Genomic DNA, 21,504 nt, shown 5'->3' on the forward strand with positions numbered 1-21,504 from the left:
TTTTAAAATTGAAGTTCCAAGGGCAGTTTCAGCTCTACCCGAAGTCCCATTTCCTTATCGATCATGGCAATGGAACCCTTGGTGTTTTTAAGATGGTTGATAATATCGATACGGTTCTTGGTAATCTTCACCCCCAAAGAACTTTTATGCTCCTCTTGGGGCACCTTCTTGGAACGCCCTACTCCATTGTCCTCCACTACGCATAACAACATATCCCCCTCATTCTTGATGGTAATGTCAATGGTTCCGTCCGTGGTTCGCTTGGCAATCCCATGCCAAATACTGTTTTCCACAAAAGGCTGCAAAATCATTGGGGGCACCAAGGTATTGTCCGGGTCAATGCTTTCATCCACCACAATGCTGTAATGAAGCTTGTTCTCCAATCGGAGGGACTCCAACTGCATGTACAGCTCCATCAATTCCAGATCTTCTTCAAGGCTGATCCATTTTTTCTCTGAATTCTCCAGAATGGAACGGGTGAGCTTGGCAAATTTTACCAGATAGTCATCGGCCTGCTTCACATCCTTTTTTGAAATGAAATCACTTATGGAATTCAACGAATTGAAAATAAAATGCGGGTTCATTTGGCTCCTTAGGGCCTTTAGTTCCGTTTCGGCCACTTTTGCATTGAATTCCGCCACTTTCTTTTTCTCAAGGGCATCCCGTCTTCGCTTGTAGACAAAATAACCGGCAACAGAAATCAATGCCAAGACCACAGCACCCGCTAAATACCCGTTTTTCACCAGTTGTTGGCGCTTGATTTCCTCATCCGCAACTGCTTGCTGCCTTTCCATCTGAAACTGCATTTCCTTACGGGTCAATTCCATTTTCTTTTCCTCACTCAATACACTATCCTGTAACCGGACATGGTTTTTATAAGCCTCCAGGGCCTCTGTCATTTTCCCATCGTGTTCATAGATTTCGCTGAGTACCTTCCACGAATCGGCCTGCCATTCCACCGCCTCAATTTCCTGGGACAATTCCAGAGCTTTCTGTCCCACCCCACTGGCCGCATCATAATTTCCCACGAGTATGTTCACTATCCCGATACTGTTCAAGGCGGACGCCTCAATATATTTATTGCCAATCGTATGGGCCAGAACCGCGGCATCTTGATAATGCTCCAATGCCTTTGGGTACTGTTCCAATTTTTTATACGCCAAGGCCAAATTATTGGTAATGGCGGCTACAAAAAGTTCATTCCCTTCCTCTTTGGCCAATGCCAAGGCTTTTTCCAGATAAGCCACTCCTTCGGTGTATCGTTCCGTATCGTTATAGACGATGGCAATGTTGGAAAGTCCTTTGATCTGTTCATTGATATTCCCCGTGGATTCCGCAAAGGCAAGATAGCTTTCATAGTTTTCCAAGGCCTTGTCATACTGTTTCAAATCGGCATAAATGTTCCCAATATTGCTTATCAAGGTCGACTCCAACTCCTTGTCCTGCATAGCGTGACTCAACTGTAAAGCGCTTTGATAGGCATCCAAGGCATTGAGTTCATCGGCCATGACATAGTGCAGATGTCCTTTTTGACGAAGCGCCAAGGCTTCTCCTTTGGTCCAATCCAGTGTCTTGGATATACTTATGGCCTCCTCCACATAGGGAAAAGCTCCTTGTGGTTCGGAATAGGTCATGCTCCCTGCAATTTTGATGAGCAAATTGGCCCTGACCGAATCCTTGGCAGTATGGGAAGCCAATTCCTGTTGTAACGAATCCAAAGGATTCTCTTGGGAAATTCCCCAAAGGGGAACAAAACAAATCAAAAAAAGGGTAATGGCTCTTTTGAAGGGTACTGGCATGTTTGGAAATTGGTGTAGTTCCAAATTTAACGGTTTTGCCCCATTATACCGCTTTAGTTTCACTACAATACGAATATTGCACAAACCACAACGATAATCCAACAATATATAACGATAACTAAATGGTCATGGTGTATCGTTCAGGAATCCCATAGTTTAGAGGTTCATCAAGACCAAATCCTTGTTACAATGCTTAAAACACCTCTATTCTCCCTTTTTTTTCTATCGATTACCCTTTTTTTCAATTGTGCTTCGGATGATGGAAATACAACCGAAAACATAGCAACCGAAAAAGCAAGCGGAAGCATTCAATTGTCCGGTGAAGAAACCTCGGAATTTGGAAATTCCCTTACCGTGGCCAACATAGCCGTGGCCCAAGTGGGACTCACGGGAACAGATAAATCCGTAATATTGCTCTCCGAAAACATCCGGGTGGAAAACAACGAATTGGTCTACACCAATGACCAAAATGGCTTTGTAATCGTTGCTGCGGATTTTTCAACCGGGGGATCTCCGGATATTGAAAAGACCATCTCCATGACCATCGTAAAGAATGGTGAAGAATTCCGGCATGCCTGCTCATCACCCTACCAAGGCTTTTTTACCGCCTGTGGCGATGGATACAGTGTTGACTTCAATGCCAAGAAAGTTGTTTTTAATGGCACTACCGTAATCAACACGGACAGCGATTTGGTTTTGACCATGGATGGTGTCGTTACTTGGGAATAACTGCTCAACATGAAAAAACTATCACTAAAATACTACCTCTGGGCCATCACCTTGGTTTTCGCCGTACATATTCATGCTCAGCAAGAATCGAATGGTTTATTGGTTTTTGACCCGCCATCGGACCAATTTATCCCCATTGTGCTGCAGTCCCATAAAGGATTGCCAAGATTTGGCGCAAGGGACAACTACAAAATCCAAAACAACACAGGGAAAACTCCCGGGCGAACCGTAAGACCGGTACGGGGCTCCTACGATACCGAAAAAAGCAAGGAGGTTGGTTTAGGCTACAGAAACTTCTCCCTCCTCCTGGGGCTCAAGTATAGGACACCCTTTATGGGTGATCTTGATCGGGAACGTTTGACCACAATTTCGGGAAATATGTCGCAAGAGCAACGCAACTCGGCCTACCTGCAAAACTATCTTCGTAACCAAATAGCGCAGAGCATGGGTACGGGTCCGGTTTGCGAAAATGCCAATCGTGGGGCCAACGAGTTTGAACGAATCCGGAATTATAAGGCTTTTATAGAGCAATGCTTAGATCCCTTGGTGCAATGGAGCCAAAGTTTCTTCAAAAATGAGAAAATGGTGGGCTATCACGTTTCCACCCTGCATGTGGGCAACAACTACGATTTTGACCAAAAGGGGTATTGGTTGGTACATCCGCTCCAATTGAATGATGTTTTTTTCCTAAAACCCAGTGGTATCCATTCGATGACCTTCCTGCCGTCAGCCTCCTTTGAAACCGAACTGATGAAAAAAACCAGCTCAAAAAACCATGTGGACTTCTTCCTTCAAATGGATGAAGGGACTGCAGAGCGATTAATGAAAGAAGGCATTAGTAAACTGTACTTGGTAAAGAAAATAAAGATGGTGTACTCGGGCAAGCCCTTATCTCGACCAAATGACCGCTTGGAATTCAATTACTCCCATGTGAACAAGGAAATGGATGTGTATCTGGATGAAGCCCTGACCCAACACTTCACCACCTTGTCCATGGACAACCTTATCCTTAAAACCCCGTAACAAATGAAAAAAATCGTATATGTGCTTCTGACCTTGGCCGTATTGTCCAGCTTAAAATCTCAAGAGGAGAAGGTCTTTACATCGCCATCGCCCAATTTTATATCCCTTTCATTGCAGACCTATAACAACAAGCTGCGCTTTGGGATACAGGACGAGTATTTTGTAAAGGCCGATGGTACCTATGTAAGTTCCAAAGCTGAAAATTACTTTGAGGTGGACAAAAAATCCAGCCACAACCGGGCCAGTAGACACGCTTTGCTGGAACTTTTGAAAATCCGTTTTAAAGCGGACATGTTCAGTGCCATGGATCGTAATCTTTTTACGGAACGCACCCAATCCATGTTTGAAAAGGATTTGAAATCCTACACGGCCCAACAACATGTGCTGGCCTTGGCCAATGCCCTATCCTCGAAGAGCGAATTAAAACGGTTTTTCTGCAATGAAAAGGAGGAAGATTGTGCTTCCATCTTCAAAGAAGATGGGTACTACAACGAACCGAGGAACATCCGCTCCTGGGGTGGTCGGGGAGCTTCCGAGTTCCAACAATTGAGGGCCTACACAGCTTTTGTGAATGAACTGTTCCCAAAATTGGAAAAATGGGGCAACTCGCTATACCCCAACAACACCATTGACGGGTATTATGTGGCAAAGACCCAGCTCGGTACCTACAGTTTTAAGGATGGCGGATATTGGTTACACACCCACCAAATGCACCAAAACGATTTTTTATTGCGATGGTGGGAGCTTCAACCTTCCAATTCCGCAGAGCGAAAACTGGTGCATCCCAACGGCTCATCGATCTTGCTTAAAATGGCACCGGAAAAAGCAGAAGCCTTTTCGGAAAACCATCAAACCATATTTCTGGTGCTTGACATCACTGCATCCCTCAACGGATTGGAAAACTATAGGGCAGACCAATTGAAAACCACATTTACCTTGAACAGCCCCACGATCATGATCTATTCCGATGACAGTCTCACCCAAAAAGTAGGTGAAATCGATATCAGCACCATGGTATCCAAAACCAGATAATCCAAAAAAGCATGAAAAAGATGAACATCAAAATACACTATATCCTGTTCGTTATCCTGTTGGGGGTGGCCGCCCCTACCCATTTGCAGGGACAGTTCCTGAAAAAATTGAAGAAAAGTGTTGAGGAAAAGATTGCCCAAAAAGCGGACGAAAAGACCGATGAAATCCTGAATGGCACAAACGGGAATACCTCCTCAACCAAAAAAGAAACGGAAAAGTCCACCAATACCCAGAGTGAAACAAAGACACCGTCATCGGTACCCAATCAAAAGAAAACCTCCACAACCTATCCTGTTGGTACGGAAGGTTCCGTGATTACCTATACATCGCCCAGTTCAGATTTTATTGACATCACCATACAGTCCCACAAGGGACTCCCAAGGTATGGTGCGCTTTATTTTGTGCGGGGGACTACAAAACCTACCGACAACAAAGCGTATGAAAAACTCATGGAGCTCCAATTTTTAAAGGAAATCTATGCCGATATCAATCGCTCCAAATTGACAAAGTCCAACTCTTCCCAACAAGAAAAGGGGCAGGAATTCAAAAATTCCGAGTTTGCCCAACACCATCTGCTACAACTTGCCGGATATGTTTCTTCGGATAAGGTGCTCATGGAATATTTTTGCGACCCAGAGGCAAAATCGCCATGCAATTTCTATAATCCTGCCGGGGAAAGAAAACACGTAGCCTATTGGGGCGGGGCCGGAAAAAATGAATTTGCCCAAAACCGTAGCTATACAAGTTTCGTCAAGAACTATTTGGAGCCTTTACAAGAATGGAGCCGAACGTTTTATGCAAACGGCAGTGAAACGGTCTATTATGTGAACAGGGCACTCGTTTCGGAGAAATACGATTTTAAAAACAAGGGGTGCTGGATAAACAATATCTTCTCCTTGGTAGGTAGCAGTTTCATGCTCCACCATTCCGAGTTTTTACCCTTCACTGAAAATGAAAAGGCATTGGCCAACAACGCCAAGAAACACTTTGTACCCATTGATCCTTCCATGGCGAAGACCTTGAACCTTCAACAAAGGTCCCCTGTATTTGCCGTTCTTAAGGTAAAGGTATCCCCAAGGCTCAGCAACCCAACCCATGTGGCTTGGGAGTATGAGCTGGAAGATTCGGTCATTGAAATTTATCGCGATGCGGCCCTTACCAATAAAATGGGGGAAATAGACCTAAAGACATTGCAATCCAAATACTAGAAACCATGCGAGCCACATATATCTTTGTTGTAATAATTCTCTGTTTCTTTTCCCAGACCACGGATGCAAATGCCCAATTTTTAAAAAAATTGAAGCAAAAAGCCGAAGAAAAACTATTGAAAAAGGCCGATGAGCAAGTGGATGCTGTTTTTGAGGGCACAGATCCACAACCCGAAAAACCAAATAAAGACAACGTGCCTTCAACTGGGAAAGAATCCTCCCAACAAAAACAGAGCACCCCAAAAAAACAGACATCTCCTTCTCCTGACATTTCTGAATTTATGGTATTGCCGTCCCCAAACCCTGCTTTCAAGGATATTGTCCTCCAAAAACATAAAGATCTTCCCCGGTTTGGGGCCATAGATTTTTATATGATGCGCGACAATCCGAAAAAAGTGGACCTTTCCAAAGAGGCAGCCGAGAAAAGAAATTTGACTGGTTTGGGATATACGGGTTTTGCCCATCTGGCCCGTATCCATATTTTAAAAGATCATTTTAAGGTAATGGACCGGACCGCCCTTACCCAAAGAACCAAAGGAACCATTGTGGAAGAGGAAGCCAAATCGAGTCTCGCCCAAAAAACCTTGTTGGAATTTGCATTCAGCATGGGGACCGATGCTTTGAAAAAAGAGTATTTTATGAACGATTGGAGTGGTGACGGTAAAAGTCCATTTGTAAGAAAATGGGGTGGGCACCAATCTGATGACTTCACTGAAAATGAGCGATACGTGTCCTTTGTTGAGAAATACTTGGATATCATCCTAAAATGGAGCGAAGACTTTTTTGCTGATGGCACCCATGATTTCCAGCTTGTATATGCTGTTAAATTTCAAGGTCAATATGATTTTGACCACGGAGGTTTTTGGTTACGACTTCCCATAAAGAGACCTCCTTTAGGGGTTTCAGCTTTGGAATACTTCAACACCTTTTCACCAGAAACCACATACGGGAATCAATTCTATGGAAAAACGGAGCAAGTGGACTACATCAATGCCGAGGTGCTTTTCAAAATGAATCCGGAAAAGGCCGAGGCCCTTATCAACGACAAAAGTGTTCTGCTACAACTGACCATGAAGGTAAAGTCTGTTTTCAAGGACTTTGATACTGCCAACCCTTTTGTTTACAATCCAAACTTCACCTACCATTTCTTGGATCCCGTTATGGAGTTATATACAGACGCCCAATTGACCAGAAAACTGGGTGAAATCAGGTTGGACCAACTCATCTACAAGGGACCCCAATAAAATCCAACAGTGGAGAATAGGTAGTTATTAGAACAATTTTTATAAGTTTGCTTCATGTCTGAACAAAAGAACATGGACAACCTTAAGTCCCTAAGCATAGACCATGACAGCCCTGTGCCCCTACATCTACAGGTTGAGGAGATACTCCGTGACATGATCAATGACCCGGAATACCAGAATGGAAAATTCTTGCCCAAAGAGGTAGATCTCTCCAAAAGGCTTGGTATTTCACGGAACACTATCCGGCAGGCCACCAATAGGTTGGTCCAGGAAAAACTTTTAATCAGAAAAAAAGGAGTTGGTACCAAAGTAGCCAAAAAACAGGTCGAGACCAAACTGTCCAATTGGGTAAGTTTCAGTCAGGAGATGCATGCCCAGGGGATTGATTTCAGAAATTATGAGATCAAGGTTTCCAAGATCATGGCCGATATTGAAATTGCCGGGGAACTGGAAATCAAGGAAGGCCAAGAAGTTTTTAAATTGGAAAGGCTCAGAGGGCTGGACAATGGACCCTTTGTGTATTTCATAAGTTATTTTCACCCCAGAATTGGCATCACGGGAGATGAGGATTTTGGACGCCACCTCTACGATATTTTGGAGCATGAATACCATACTGTCCCAGTACTTTCAAGGGAACAGATAAGTGCCATTTTAGCCAACAAACCCCTTTCAGAAAAGTTGGGGGTACCCGTAAACTCGGCCATTCTCCAGAGAAAACGGGTAGTCTACGACCCCGGTAACAGGCCCATAGAATACAACATTGGGTATTACAGGGCCGATCAGTTCACCTACAGTATAGACATTAAACGTTGAAACCCTATTCCAAAGGAATCTCAAGGAATCTAGGTCGATAAAGGTTGGGGTCCTTTAAAATATCTGCCCAAAAATCGAATGAATTTACATTGTAACTGGCCAAGAGGCTTCCCGGCTTGGAAAGATGCGGGTAGGCCTTGGCGTTATAGGTGAAATACGTTTTGTTCGTGTTGTTTTCAGTGGTGTTGTAAACAACTTTGGGTTCGGCAAATGGTCCTACAAGGGACTCCCCAACTTGTATGGCAACTTCCGGTCCCATGGTGTAACGTTGGTAGGTAAGTATAATGCTGCCATCCGATAGCGGAGAAACACTCATTTCGTTGGAAACATCCCTGGCAATCAATGCCGCATCTGCCATATTGGCCACCCAATCGGTCCCATTCCAAAATTTCCATTGTCCAAAATTGACAAAATCCTTCGGTAAGGCCCTAGCCACCAATAGTCCCTTTGTCCCGTCCTGGTTGGAAACTGCATAGGTATAGATATATCCATCAGGGTTAGGTGCTCCTGCCGACACTGTATTCACGTAAATGGCACTGCCGAATGAGGTTTGGGTTTCCGAATCAAAAAATGGGGTCTCCAATTGCTTATGCTCCACATATGGAGGTTGACTGTTCTTTGGAATTTGCAATAGGTTCACCCCTACCTGTTCAAACGTGAACCCACCAATCCCGGTGGTATCTTTTTCCCTTACAGGATACGCGTAAATATACAGGTTGCCATCCCCTTCCGTATTGACAAAGCCATCCCCCAACCAATAATAATCATGGGGTCTTGCGTTTTCTGTATTGGGTTTGAAAAGGCCCTCGGCCTTACCTTCACTGCTTTGTTTCCAGTGAAAGGTGATCTTTTCCGAATCCGGTTCTTTTCCTGTAAGGATACCCACCGAATTATTGATCATCAAAAAGTCTTCCGGCAAGAGGGTTTCCCCATCATGGTGGCCAATCATGGTATCCCCAAAAGTAAACAGCGTCACCGTACTCTCCGTCGCCGGGACAAACTCCTTACCATCCATAGGAATTCCAAAAATACCATCTCCTCCAAACCATCCTTCATTTTTAATGAAGAGTTCACTCCACGCTGTTGATTCGCCTGCCATGGCAATATTTACTTCCGGTGCACTGTCCTTGTCGTTCTTTTTTGTCTCTTTTTTGTCAACGCAGGAGGTGCACAACAATGTAATCGCCGCAACGCCCATCCATTGTTGCTTAAAAGAACGTATTGATTTTATGTATTCCATATGTCATCTTTTTAGGCTCCAAGACCCGTTATTTATTCATTTTACCATTACAATCCATCACTAAAATGCATGGGGATCGTAGCTATATCTATTCTTTTCTGTACTCAACTCAAAATCATCGGTTCTAAAAGGAAAGACCGGGAGTCCATCCGTATTTACCAAATCCAATGGTCCTGGGTTATCAGACCAAGCATACCTGACATACATTGGCTTTTTAATATCCCCATGATATACCGCCACCTGGGTATCATTCAAAACCTTGGCTTTGGCCCAATAAAACTTTCCATCTGCTCCCGCCATGGCAAAACCTCTTACATAGCCATGCTTATCCATACTTTTCAATGGACTGCCATAGGTCTCAAACTCAATGGTGATAATAGAATCCGACAGGGTACTGCTTTTAAAAACAGGACTTTTTTTAAGGGTTTTACCATAGGTATGGTGTTGTGCCAAAAGGGCCAATCGCCTACCCACTTCTTTTTTGTTGTAAGGGTGGATATCATTGGCATCCCCAATGTCTATTGCATTCACTATATCCACGTGCTCCAGTTCGGTGGCCTTCATTTGGGACTCCCGCAATTCGGCCCACTGACTATTCTTAGGTTCAGCATCCTCTTGCCTATAGTTTGCCAATTGAACAACCAAAAAAGGCATTTTAGGATTGTTCCATTGCTTCCGCCAATCTTGTATCATGGCCGGTAACAAGGAGCCATATTCCACAGCCCTGGATTCATTGGATTCCCCTTGGTACCAGATCACCCCGGTTATAGGTAGTTTGTGTAATGGTGCTATACTGGCATTGTACAGGAGCATGGGATGTGAAAACGGACTGCCATTGGCCACTTCGGGTTTTGGAAACCGACTGCTATCTATACGTACGCCTTTTTTATATTTCCAAGTCCCATTAAGGATGGAATTGCCCCAAAAAGCATTGGTATAGATTCCTCCTTTCCCGCCAACATCAAAGACACGTACCGTAAGTATATTCCCTTTTTCCCGAAGGATGTCCTTGGGTGCGGAATAATTCCTGAAATTACTTTTCCCAAAGGACTCCCCTATTTGCACCCCATTGACCCAAACCCTGTCGTAGTCATCAATTTGGTTGAGTACTATGTTGAAATCGCTTTCCATTTGAACGGAGTCCAAATCAAAGGTTCGCTTAAACCACATGCTACCGTCATGAGAAGCGTACCCAAAATCGTCCCAGAAAGCGGGCAAGGTACATTCTTCCCAATTGGAATAATCATACCCTTCTTCGTACCATTTCCCCTGAATTCCAGGTCCTTTTAAATAATATTTATCATCCCATTTCTTTCTGAACTTTTCCAATTCAGTATCCAGGGTTTTAAAACTTTTGTTGATTTTACCCACCTTCTGCGTAACCTCATCAAACTGCGGAAATATCTTGAGAACGTCCATACCCATCCAGGTTTCTATGGCCGTAGCCCCCAAATTACTACTGATGAGACCTATGGGAACTTCTTGTTCCCCAGCTAGGTTTTTCCCGAAAAAGTATCCAACGGCACTAAAGTTCCGGGCGGTTTCCTTGGACACTTCCTGCCATACGGCATTGGGTACATCCTTTCTTGGAAGATAATCCCGGTCTACCCATACCGAGCACAACCGAAGGTTGGGGGAATCATAGTTGTCATCCGGGGTTTCCTTATACCGCAGCATGTTCAGGGTGTACTGCATATTGGATTGCCCTGCACATAACCATAGGTCCCCGACCAATAGGTTGTCCAATGTCAATTCCCTCCCTTGATCATCTTCAATTTGGAGAACGAAAGGTCCTCCGGCAACCATGGGTTGCAGATTCACTTTCCAAACTCCATTTTTATCCGCTTTCGCCGTATGGCTTTGGCTTCCAATGGTAATGGTCAATGTAGTCCTTGGCTCTGCCTTCCCTTCAAGAGGAATTTGCTTATTCCTTGGCAATACCATATGGGAAGAAAAAATGGGAGGCAACTCTATCTGCCCGCACACCAACATGGGTACAAGTACTGTAAAGGAACATAAGAGCTTTAAAGCTATTTTCTTCATGATTAGATTTATTTTTTCCATCCCATTTCAATTTCCTCCAAGGTCTTGCCCTTGGTCTCAGGAATCATCCTATACGTGAAAACCCACAGGAAAATGGCATTTAACATAAACAACCAAAATGTATAGGAGGGTCCTAGGTCACTCAATAATACGGGAGTGAATTGTGATATTAGCATAACCCCTATCCATAAGACCATTATACATATGGACATGGCCACTCCCCGTACTTTTGTTGGAAAAATTTCAGAAATCAACACCCACGGAATAGGCCCTAAGGAAGACGCAAAGCAAGCCACAAATCCCAAGATGAAAATCAGTAGCCAAGGTCCTTCAAGGGCATCGAACTGATATAAGGCCCCAATGACCAACAGGCAAACGATCATTCCCAAAATTCCCCATAACAATAGTTTTTTCCGACCTGCCTTATCAATGTACTTAATGGCCACAAAGGTGAAAATTGAATTGATCACTCCTATCAGAACGGTCTGCATAAGGGCTGAATCCACGCCAAAACCAGCAGATTTCAATATTTCAGGGGCGTAATACATGATGGCATTGATACCTGTAATCTGTGAAAAAAGAGCCAATACCACCCCAATAATGATTGCAGTACGAAAGCCTTTTTCAAAGAGTTCGGATAATTTGCCTTTTTCCTGCTGCAACGCTTTTTGGATGCCTTGATGGATTTCTGTGGCTTTCTCCTTCGGATTCAGTTTTTCCAGAATGTGAAGGGCCGCCGCATTGTTCCCGTTCTTGGACAACCACCGAGGGCTCTCGGGAACCAAGAACAGGGCGCCCAAAAACAATAGGGCTGGCAAAGCCTCTGACCCCAACATATAGCGCCACCCATATGCAACGTTCCAAGCTTCATCCCCTGCCTGTGCCACCAAATAATTGCAGAAATACACAATAATTATCCCCAACACTATCCCTAATTGATATAGGGAGACCAGAGACCCTCTTTTTTCCGCTGGCGAAATCTCCGATATATACAATGGCGAAAGCATGGAAGCAGCACCAACACCTACACCCCCAATAATCCGCGCAATGACCAAAAGGGTAAAACTTGGGGCCAACAGACAACCAATGGCCGATATGGCGAACAGCAAAGCTGTTATGATGAGGGCCTTTTTCCGGCCGATCCGGTCGGCCACATACCCAGCGGTTAGCGCACCTAAGATGCAACCCAAAATGGCACTGGATACGGCCCAACCTTTTAGTGAAGGGGTCAAGGAAAACTTGGTTTCCATAAAACCAATGGCTCCCGAAATCACGGCTGTGTCGTAACCAAACAAAAATCCCCCCAATGCTCCAATGGCGGTAATCTTAAAAAGGTAGCTGTTCTTTTGTGCTTCCATGCTTTTATCAATGATTAAAATCCGGTTTTACAGAATTCTGGTTTTACATTGGATTGGATCACTTTTGCCTCTCCCTCACCCAAATTTTCAATCTTGTAACGTCCTACCGCGGCAGGGACCACAAAGGTTTCGGCGTAGTGGATGTCCATACTCCTGTTTTGGGCCACCACCCGTATTTTAGTGCCTTCCACCAAATTGAGGATGTGGCATTGTTCTTCTGTATCAATGATCATTTCGTCAGTGAACTCAAATCTATGGATTTCATAAAAATGCTTTGGGTGGGTGGGTAACTTTACCTTCTTCCAATGATTACCGGATTGGACCACTTGTGGTTTGGAAATGTATTCCGCTTCTACCCTATCTCCTTGACATTCCATATTCAGGTTGGCCACACCGCGTTCAATATTCAATGGTCTTGGTTTTCCATCCAGATCCATGCGCATCCAATCGTACATCTTAAAAGTGAATATGTAAGGAGTACTGCTAATTTCCAAAACCAAGTTCCCTATACCGGAACAATGCACGGTTCCATTTGGAATAAGAAAAAGGTCATGTTTTTTGGCATCGAACGTTTGCACATAATTCTCTACCGGCATGGGCTTTGCTTGGGCATGGCTCTGCTCCAAGGCCTCTTGGAATTCCTCTTTTCGCACCCCTTCCTTAAATCCAAGATACACCTGGGCACCGGCGTCGGCATCCAAAATATAATAGGTTTCATCTTGGGTAAAGTTTTCCCCAAAATTTTCCCGCATGTATTCCAAAGTAGGATGGCACTGCACGGATAGGTTCTGTCCATTCACCGTATCCAAATAATCGAACCGTATGGGAAAATCCGTTCCAAAAACATCTGCTGCCTTGCCCAAAATGGACTGGTTATCCTGGAACATCAAAAAATCAAAGGAAACCTCCAACCGTGCACCGTTCTTTGAAATCACAATTCCATTTTCTGGCGCAATGAGTTCAAAGGACCATGCATAGTTGGGCACATTTTGCGCCAGTCCGTCAATTTTTCCCTTCATCCAATCCCCTCCCCAAATCCCGGGTGAGAACCAAGGTCTTGGTCTAAAGGCATGGGCAGTCATTTCCTGAAGTGCTGTTCGCAAGGTATCTCCCGAACACCATGAGACATCACCTTCAAACTGCCCGTCCACAACATAGTCCATATCCTTCAGCAATTGGTGTTTATGTCTGTTCAAGACTGGCCAATCAATAAAGTACATGCGCTTGTATTGATGTTTTTTATCAGCCACCATAATATTGCCCAAATTGGTAACCTGCCCTGCCCTGGAACGAAATTGTATCTCATTTTTTGGAATATCCATATAAATCACGGTTCCTTTCCAACCACTCAAGGCTGCCCCAGGCCCATAGATAATATTTAGGACACCCTCCTCCGGTTTGATGGATTGCAATTTTTCCTCATCGAAAAAATCCTTTAAATCTCCGGGAAATATCTTTCCAAAAACAGGGTCGTCGCCTCCCAAATAGGGAGCCACCATCTCTTCTATGACCGAAACCTCCTTGTACGCAGAAGCCATAGCATAATTGATATGCTTTACATTTCTTTTTTGGAGTTCACTGGACAAACGGGCCATAAATTCTTCCCAGTATCCCCCCATATAACCGTCTATGAGAACACATCCTGTTTTGGGAAGTTCATCCACGAGGCTCTCCACGCCCATGGAAACAGTCCCCGTAGAAATCTCAAAAGAGGGGTACACCATATAGCCTTCATCTGTTCTTGACCCATCTGCCTGCATTGGCATCACATACTGCTCCGTGTTTCTTTTTGTGCTCAATTTATTCTGTTTAATGGTTAAATGTATGACGGCACCTAAAATGGCCGCATGGGCCGTGCCTTTTGTAATATGAATATTAGGGAGGACGGGGAAACAAGCTTCAAAAGCTTCGTTGAAAAGGTGATAACTCTTGGATATGCTTCCTCCAATAACAAGGGCATCTGGTTTGAACTCTTCCGAAAGAGAAGTCATTACTTCACCCAAATGCTGTCCGTATTGTTCAAAAATTTCCTTGGCCTTTTCCAAAGTTTCCGCATGCTCGGCAATTTCCTTCACATTGCCCACCGTGATGCCCGTGGTCTTGGTAAAAGTTTCCAAAAACCATTGGGTGGAAATCCAATCCTCCACTCTCTTGTTTTTAAAGGGAAGGTTATAAATATTGCCTTCATTGGGTATGTTGGCATGTTCGGTGACCACATTTCCATCAATGACAAAGCCCGAGCCTATTCCGGTTCCCAAGGTTACCCCCAAAACCTTTCCCTTATCGAGATTGTTGGTATAGGTCTCCCCTAGAACAAAACTGTCCGCATCGTTGATAAAGGCAATACTTTCTGGAGAGGGCAAGGCATCCTGTAAGTGAGTCCACAGAAAGAGTTTCAGGTTGACCCCAAACAGTGCGTCGTATTTGTTGAGTCCACGGATATGGGAAACCCCATTGGCATAGTCAAATGGACCGGGCACGGACAGACCAATGCCCCTTATGGGCCTTTTGAACTTTTGAATGGATTCCCTTATGGCAGAGAGCAATTGGTCCAAAAAATCCTGAGCCGGTAGATTACTGTCCACAGGATAACGTTCCACCGTTTCCATGAGCAAGCCCATTTGCGAAGCATCCACCATACCAAGGGCAAAATGGCTACCTCCTATATCAATCCCCAGATAATATTTGTTTTGGTCCTGCATGGACTTTACTTCTGTTTTGTGTTAAACTTAATCTTGGCATTCTTGGGCAATTGCACCTTTCTGGTGGATTGGGACAAATACCCCTCGCCATTATAGAATTCCATTTTTCGTTGTTTTCCATTTTCCAAGGTGATGATGCCCGATTGCGCATCTTGCGGGACCATTAACATGTTTTCCAAACCTTGGTTTATTCGATGTATCTTAAGGCTATCATTATTGATGGAAGAAACCAACAGCTCTCCTTCTTTTCCCAATACCCGGACCAAAGCGCGGGCATTTCCATTGATCATAAAGCCGGTATTTTTTTGATTTTTTGGTTTGAAGTTTCCCCTACCATCCCCTTTTAGGACAAGTCCCAAAAAGGCATCGTTCTGTCCATAGCCCACCTCGTACTCGTAAAAGTTGCCTATAAGGATGACATCCAAGTTCCCATCCAAGTCCACATCTGTGATGGTAGTGCCCATAATTGGCGCCCATTGGGCCTCCGTGGGCAAGGGCTTTACATTGAATTTGCCCCCTCCCTTGTTTTCAATATATAGGCTCTTCAAATTTTCTACGGTTCTCTTGATAGGATTATCGGCCATATTGTTCAAAAGGAGGTCTTCAATCTGGACATCGGCATAGGATCGATAATTTTTATATCTACTTTTAATGGAAACCATTTGTTCTGCCAATAAATCCCTTGATGCCAGCGGGTAGCTCATCATAGCCCCATCGGGACTTAGACCATATTGCGTGATCAAGGGGTCCACTCTGCCATCCTTGTCAAAATCCCCAACATACAGTTCCATGGGATATTCCCCTGATGCCCTATACACGCTATTGGTTCCTTGGTTCCCGACGATATAATCCACATCCCCGTCATTGTCAAAGTCCCCACCATTGACGCTGTTCCACCAACCCGATGAATTGGGCAATACAGCTTTTTCAAAACTTCCTTTTTGATTCTTGTACAGGGTTACCGGCATCCATTTCCCCACAACCACTAAATCTACCCAACCATCATTGTCCACATCGGTCCAAAGGGCCGCGGTAACCATTCCCAATTCCTGTTCACCCAATTTTGAGTGGGTGACATCGATGAACCTCCCTTGGTTGTTTTCCAATACATAACTTTTGGGAGCCACCCCATAGCTTCCGGGAACAACCATTCCGCCTACAAAAAGGTCCAAATCCCCATCTTGGTCATAATCAGAAGCAATCACACTACCCCCACTCGTGTTCATGTTGGGCAAAGCATCCTCGGCCATGGTTAAATTCCCCTGACCATCATTTATATACAATCTATCCTGATAATGTCCTGGCTTCATCAGCGAGAATTCGGACCCTCCACTGACCACATATAAGTCATTATCTCCATCGTTATCCGCATCAAACCATATCGCCCCTGCATCTTCATGCTCTGCATTACTTTCAAAGGTTTTATTTTCAAAGCGTCCCTCTTTGCGTTGGATATACAACTGCCCTGAAAAACCATACGAGCCTCCAATGAAAAGATCATCCAGACCATCACCATTGGCATCGGCAACTGCAAGTGAAGGTCCATTGCTGGAAAACTTTTGCGGAATGAGCGGCTCTATATCAAAATCTGAAAAAGGGATTTCCTGATGTTCAAAAGAAATCATCTTATCAACCTTGGAAAACATTTGATTTTTTTCAACCGTACGAATCTGTTCAAATACCTCAGAAGCATCGGAATACTTTAGTGTCAACGTAGTATCCATCCCTCCATTGGAATAGGTCTTTCCTTTTCCATCTGGCCAAACCACGATAAGGCTGTCCATTTTTTGATTTTCCGGAAATGCAAAATACAGTGAGGGTGCCACGCTGGATTGAAACCCTCTGGTGGTATAGTTCTCTGAAAACTGAACCGTACTCCCGGCATAGGCCCATACTTTTGCCCCTATCCCATTTGGATTGGTCTTTGGGCCTTTAAAAATGAGTTTTAAGGAATGTCCTCCATTGTGGGAAGAGGTGTTCTCCAGTACACTGGCTTTCTCATTGATGTTGTTGGTGACAATGTCAAGGTCTCCATCATTGTCCAGATCTGCGTACACCGCCCCATTTGAAAAACCAGGGGATTCAGGGGCCCATGTAGATGAAGTGTTCATGAACTTCAACCTGCCATTGTTCTTATAAAAATAGTTTTGGAGCTTTACCTCGGGCAGTCTGTTGATACTGGCCAAGTATATACTGTCCGCTTCCTCCCTAGTCCTAAACTTGAACTGTTTTCTGCGATACACGATGAAATCCAAATCGGTCATATCCTTGAGGTAGCCCGTAGTGATGAACATATCCTTTAGACCATCGCGGTCATAATCAGCCATCAATCCACCCCAACTCCAGTCCGTACTGCTAATACCCATAAGTTGACCCACCTCACTGAACGGGGCCTGGCTTCCATTGTTCAATTGGAAGGTGTTCCGCATATATTGGGGTTGATAGCCTACACTTTTGCTGAATTCAAAAAGGTTGTGGTTGGGTTTGTTCAGCATCAGTTTCCTACGACGATTATCCGAAGGCAGCATATCCAATACCAAAACATCGGTAAGACCGTCATTGTTGATATCGGCAATGTCATTGCCCATCCCGTTATGGCTTTGGTGATTGAGAAGCTCCTTGGATCTGTCCTTAAAAGTCCCATCCCCTTGGTTGATATACAGGATATCATTGGAAATGAAATCGTTAGACACGTAAATATCCGGATACCCATCTTGATTAAGGTCGCTTATCCCTACCCCAAGACCAAACCCTTCAATCGTAATACCAGCTTCATCAGAAACATCCGTAAAGACCGGGTGCCCCAATGGACCAACACCATCGTTGCGGTACAGATTGTCATTGCTTTCGGATTCCCCATTCAGTTTTCGTGGCACAGGATTGTTCATCCCGGTCATTTGGTGCATATGGTTGAGCAGGTACATGTCCAAATCACCATCCTTGTCATAATCCAAAAAAGCGGATTGTGTGGAATACGAAGCATCTGCCAACCCGTATTCCTGGGCCATTTCCTCGAAGGTTCCATCACCTTGGTTGATGTAAAGCAGATTTTTTCGTTGTTCTGGATCTAAATGTCCAGATCTGGACACATAAATATCCAACCAACCATCTGTATTGATATCCACCATGCTCACTCCAGAAGACCATCCTTTGGACTCCAGACCTGCTTCTTCGGTGATGTCCTTGAACCTTAGATTGCCTTGGTTCAGGTATAATTTGTTGGAAACTTGGTTTCCAGTAAAGAAAAGATCGTCCCATCCATCATTATTGATGTCGCCTACCGCAACACCTCCACCATTGAAGTAGTAGATGTAGTTGAGGATATTCAAATCGTCATCCAAGGGAAGGTCATTGGAAAAATGGATTCCAGAGACTTTGGCCGCCACTGGCTGGAAGAGGTATTCCCCCCGCTTTGTACCCTCTGTGCACGACGCACCCAAAATCAAGAGTACAAAAGACCAAATCCCAGATGTTACAATCCCATTTTTCATTGCTGATTCCTTCTGTTGATGGAAGGTTCCTTTTTGCTATACGTTCAATCTTGAATTCCCCAATTGGTATTGGGTTCAGGCCCAAGTTGCAGGATAAGCTCCCCTCCCTTTTGAAAAACATCATGGGTAAACCAAAATGTTTGGAGCGGCTCATTGTTCAACCTTGCCTTTTGGATATAACTGTTCTCTTTACTGTTGTCCAAGGTTTTGATGGTAAACTCTTTTCCTTGGTAATAGGTTGGGTTGAGTTTTATGGTTATCTCGTCAAAAACCGGACTGGTAATTTCATATTTTGGTGTGAGGGAATTGTTCCCCGTCAAGCTAAAAAGTCCCATGGACATCAACGCACTTACGCCACTCATCTGGCCTTGGTCCTCATCATGTCCGCCATAGCCTTGGTCCACGGTCGTGGCACCATAGGCTTGCTCATTCACCCTTCTCACCCAATATTGTGTAAGCCATGGTTTTTGCACATGATTAAAGATATGGGCGTTGGAACAGCCCGGCTGGTTGGCATAACTGACATATCCATCCGAATATCCAAATACAAAATCCTGGGGAGCTGCTTGCTCAAAAGCAAAGTTGAGTTTGTCCGATAATACATCGTTTCCACCCATAAGCTTAGACAATTCCGTAATACCGTGGGACACCGACCAGGTTCCTTGCCACGCGTTGGACTCTACCCAACCCTGACCGGATAGCAAATCCGTATGAAGCCAATTCCCCGATCGGTCTTTGGGCAATACCAGCTTTAAGTCGGGATGGAACAATTTGGACCACCCTTCAGCTCTTTTTGAAAAATAGGCATAATCCTTTGTCTTCCCCATCTTCTTTGCCATTTGGGAAAGCGACCAATCCTGAAAAGCCCACTCCAGGGTCTTTCCGGCATTATCGGGGCAGTATCCATTGGCCATATAAAACTCAAGGTCCTCTGCGGAATCGCTCATCATACCACCGGGCATGTGATTGCGTTTCATCACTTGGAAGGCATGTTTGGGATTTGTTTTTGTCATCAAATCCTTCATGTAGGTGCTCACCAACATATTCGTTGCCGGGTTTCCTGTCATGATATAGGAATATCCGCCTGCTATGGCACCTCTGGGCAACAGTCCGCCATTATCGGCATATTGTACCAAGGAAGCTGAGAAATCATCCAAAATTTCCGGCCAAGCCAACCCCCAAACAATGTTCAGGTTCCATTGGGTAAGCCAAAGTGCATCAAAATTGTACATATTGAATCTTGACTTGCCATCTTTATCCTTCGGCAGCGTTCTCACTTTCAGGTCGGCTTTTGTGAAGGTTCCTTGGCGCTCTCCCTGGGTATAATCGGGATAATCCCCGCTGACATCGTTCAGGATCCTTCTTCCCAACAAAATGTGCCATAGGTCTGTGTAGAATTTTATCCGTTGTTGTTCTGTTCCTCCCTTGACCTCAATCTTTCCCAACTGCTCTTCCCATATGTTGAAAGTATCTTCCTTATAGCGGTCAAAGTCCCAATGGGGTGCTTCGGTTTGAAGATTTTTACGGGCGTTTTCCACGGAGGTGTACGAAATGGCCACCTTCATTTGAATTTCATCCCCTGCATTAACATTATAGGTAGCAGCAACACCGGTAGTGGGCGCATTCCAATAACTCTGGGTAATTCCGGCAAAAACGACCGAATCCCTACGGGTCATGGTATCGGAGCCTTTTATAGTGGTAATATCGCTGAATCTCTCCTTATCCTTCCATCCATCCAAGGTCTGGAAAGGTTTATCAAACTGGATAACAAAAAACACTTTGACTTTCTCCGGTCCGCCCCAAAATCTTCCAGCTGAATCAAACGAGCCCTCCAGTTCATTTTGGCTGACTTTACGGACATCTGCATTGATCATGGTTGAATTTCCCAAATAGCCTCCCAAATTGGTCAATATACTGGCTTTGTCCGCTTGGGTATATGTAAAGCGATATAGGGTAGTACGCTTGGTACTGGTCAGTTCTGTCCAAACATGATGTTTTTTTAGATACAGACGTTGATATCCCGGCATGGCCACTTCATCGTCATGGCTAAAACTGGATTTCCAACCTTGATCTCCCAAGGTAGGGTCTATGTTACCCAACGTGGGCATGATCTGTATTCCTGAAAGGCACCAACCGTGAATCTGTCCGAAACCCAATACTTCCGTGGAATTGTAACTGTACCCTCCACCATATTGATTTTTATTGCGGGTCACGGGTGCCGCAGCCACCATTCCCATGGGGTGGGCACCTGGGGTAAAGAAAAAATACCGGCCTTTGGCCGACTCCACAAACGGATTCACCCAATGCAAGGGATTTGTGCTGTCACTGGGCGAGGCAAACACTTCCATTTCAGATAGACCAAGGTGGAGCCCTTCCCCATCGGTGACCTCAAAGCGGACCCATTCCACTGTTTTTGTTGGGAACTCCACTTTCTTGGCATCGCCATTGTTGGGAATGGTGTTTACGCGAATCAGGGAACCATCGCTGAACCTTAAAACCCCTCCAGCAGTGTGCTCCTCCAAACCGGGACGATCATAAATGACAATGCTGTTGATGCTCCGTGGTCCGTCCCAATCCATTTGGAGCCAAGGCAATGTATTGGCCCCCCATGCCTTGCGCTCACCGATGCAGGCCCATTCGCCCTGCCCATCCAAGCGGATCAATCCATCAATCAAATTAGAGGCTTCATTTCCTACCAATTGGGAAGAGACTTTCACAGTGGCTTCCTTGGCAATGTTTTCAGACGCCAAAGCCGAGAAACCATCCAAGGTTGCCAGCAGCACACAAGCTACCTTGAGGGCTTTAAAAAAAGTGTTGTTCAT

General features: G+C 44.7%; 13 protein-coding genes. 6 read left to right on the top strand and 7 right to left on the bottom strand.

What is annotated here, in order from left to right; genetic code table 11:
• Window positions 1-2: 2 nt before the first annotated feature.
• Window positions 3-1,799: a tetratricopeptide repeat-containing sensor histidine kinase gene (locus ACP14V_RS10200; RefSeq protein ID WP_272610430.1), complete on the bottom strand. Its 1,797-nt coding sequence runs from the start codon at window positions 1,797-1,799 to the stop codon at window positions 3-5.
• A gap of 189 nt (window positions 1,800-1,988) precedes the next feature.
• Here ACP14V_RS10200 and ACP14V_RS10205 point away from each other — a divergent pair, with 189 nt between their 5' ends.
• The 6 genes from ACP14V_RS10205 to ACP14V_RS10230 are packed head-to-tail and all read left to right on the top strand — an operon-like array spanning window position 1,989 to window position 7,848.
• Window positions 1,989-2,528 (top strand): hypothetical protein, encoded by a 540-nt coding sequence (locus tag ACP14V_RS10205; protein WP_272610431.1) that lies wholly within the window; start codon window positions 1,989-1,991, stop codon window positions 2,526-2,528.
• A 9-nt stretch (window positions 2,529-2,537) separates the two neighbouring features.
• Entirely contained in the window at window positions 2,538-3,551 is a 1,014-nt protein-coding gene (locus tag ACP14V_RS10210) for a hypothetical protein (RefSeq protein ID WP_272610432.1), read from the top strand.
• A gap of 3 nt (window positions 3,552-3,554) precedes the next feature.
• The gene (locus ACP14V_RS10215; RefSeq protein ID WP_272610433.1) at window positions 3,555-4,583 is read left to right on the top strand and encodes a hypothetical protein; all 1,029 of its coding nucleotides are present in this window, start codon (window positions 3,555-3,557) and stop codon (window positions 4,581-4,583) included.
• A gap of 11 nt (window positions 4,584-4,594) precedes the next feature.
• Window positions 4,595-5,791: a hypothetical protein gene (locus tag ACP14V_RS10220; protein WP_424987282.1), complete on the top strand. Its 1,197-nt coding sequence runs from the start codon at window positions 4,595-4,597 to the stop codon at window positions 5,789-5,791.
• 5 nt (window positions 5,792-5,796) lie between these two features.
• Window positions 5,797-7,035, top strand: coding sequence for a hypothetical protein (locus ACP14V_RS10225; protein ID WP_272610435.1), 1,239 nt, complete (start codon window positions 5,797-5,799; stop codon window positions 7,033-7,035).
• A 54-nt stretch (window positions 7,036-7,089) separates the two neighbouring features.
• Window positions 7,090-7,848: a GntR family transcriptional regulator gene (locus tag ACP14V_RS10230; RefSeq protein ID WP_272610436.1), complete on the top strand. Its 759-nt coding sequence runs from the start codon at window positions 7,090-7,092 to the stop codon at window positions 7,846-7,848.
• Between the two features lie 4 nt (window positions 7,849-7,852).
• Here the strand turns inward: ACP14V_RS10230 and ACP14V_RS10235 are convergent, their stop codons facing one another.
• Genes ACP14V_RS10235 through ACP14V_RS10260 form a run of 6 tightly spaced genes read right to left on the bottom strand, consistent with a single transcriptional unit; the run spans window position 7,853 to window position 21,504 of the window.
• A complete protein-coding gene (locus ACP14V_RS10235) occupies window positions 7,853-9,088 on the bottom strand; it encodes a DUF4185 domain-containing protein (protein ID WP_272610437.1) in 1,236 nt (411 codons plus the stop codon).
• 60 nt (window positions 9,089-9,148) lie between these two features.
• Entirely contained in the window at window positions 9,149-11,131 is a 1,983-nt protein-coding gene (locus ACP14V_RS10240; protein WP_272610438.1) for a sialate O-acetylesterase, read from the bottom strand.
• An 8-nt stretch (window positions 11,132-11,139) separates the two neighbouring features.
• The gene (locus tag ACP14V_RS10245; RefSeq protein ID WP_272610439.1) at window positions 11,140-12,489 is read right to left on the bottom strand and encodes a sugar porter family MFS transporter; all 1,350 of its coding nucleotides are present in this window, start codon (window positions 12,487-12,489) and stop codon (window positions 11,140-11,142) included.
• A gap of 14 nt (window positions 12,490-12,503) precedes the next feature.
• A complete protein-coding gene (locus tag ACP14V_RS10250) occupies window positions 12,504-15,191 on the bottom strand; it encodes an ROK family protein (protein ID WP_272610440.1) in 2,688 nt (895 codons plus the stop codon).
• Window positions 15,192-15,196: 5 nt separating this feature from the next.
• Window positions 15,197-18,682: a VCBS repeat-containing protein gene (locus ACP14V_RS10255; RefSeq protein WP_272610441.1), complete on the bottom strand. Its 3,486-nt coding sequence runs from the start codon at window positions 18,680-18,682 to the stop codon at window positions 15,197-15,199.
• A gap of 44 nt (window positions 18,683-18,726) precedes the next feature.
• Window positions 18,727-21,504: a GH92 family glycosyl hydrolase gene (locus ACP14V_RS10260; RefSeq protein ID WP_272610442.1), complete on the bottom strand. Its 2,778-nt coding sequence runs from the start codon at window positions 21,502-21,504 to the stop codon at window positions 18,727-18,729.

It is taken from the genome of Flagellimonas alvinocaridis (assembly GCF_965248585.1).
GTDB lineage: Bacteria > Bacteroidota > Bacteroidia > Flavobacteriales > Flavobacteriaceae > Flagellimonas > Flagellimonas alvinocaridis.

Excerpts from the sequence above, each read along its gene's own strand:
- ACP14V_RS10230 (WP_272610436.1), top strand. The coding sequence starts at position 7,090 with ATGTCTGAACAAAAGAACATGGACAACCTTAAGTCCCTAAGCATAGAC.
- ACP14V_RS10260 (WP_272610442.1), bottom strand. The coding sequence starts at position 21,504 with ATGAACAACACTTTTTTTAAAGCCCTCAAGGTAGCTTGTGTGCTGCTG.
- ACP14V_RS10200 (WP_272610430.1), bottom strand. The coding sequence starts at position 1,799 with ATGCCAGTACCCTTCAAAAGAGCCATTACCCTTTTTTTGATTTGTTTT.
- ACP14V_RS10210 (WP_272610432.1), top strand. The coding sequence starts at position 2,538 with ATGAAAAAACTATCACTAAAATACTACCTCTGGGCCATCACCTTGGTT.
- ACP14V_RS10225 (WP_272610435.1), top strand. The coding sequence starts at position 5,797 with ATGCGAGCCACATATATCTTTGTTGTAATAATTCTCTGTTTCTTTTCC.
- ACP14V_RS10235 (WP_272610437.1), bottom strand. The coding sequence starts at position 9,088 with ATGGAATACATAAAATCAATACGTTCTTTTAAGCAACAATGGATGGGC.
- ACP14V_RS10245 (WP_272610439.1), bottom strand. The coding sequence starts at position 12,489 with ATGGAAGCACAAAAGAACAGCTACCTTTTTAAGATTACCGCCATTGGA.
- ACP14V_RS10205 (WP_272610431.1), top strand. The coding sequence starts at position 1,989 with ATGCTTAAAACACCTCTATTCTCCCTTTTTTTTCTATCGATTACCCTT.
- ACP14V_RS10255 (WP_272610441.1), bottom strand. The coding sequence starts at position 18,682 with ATGAAAAATGGGATTGTAACATCTGGGATTTGGTCTTTTGTACTCTTG.
- ACP14V_RS10220 (WP_424987282.1), top strand. The coding sequence starts at position 4,595 with ATGAAAAAGATGAACATCAAAATACACTATATCCTGTTCGTTATCCTG.
- ACP14V_RS10215 (WP_272610433.1), top strand. The coding sequence starts at position 3,555 with ATGAAAAAAATCGTATATGTGCTTCTGACCTTGGCCGTATTGTCCAGC.
- ACP14V_RS10250 (WP_272610440.1), bottom strand. The coding sequence starts at position 15,191 with ATGCAGGACCAAAACAAATATTATCTGGGGATTGATATAGGAGGTAGC.
- ACP14V_RS10240 (WP_272610438.1), bottom strand. The coding sequence starts at position 11,131 with ATGAAGAAAATAGCTTTAAAGCTCTTATGTTCCTTTACAGTACTTGTA.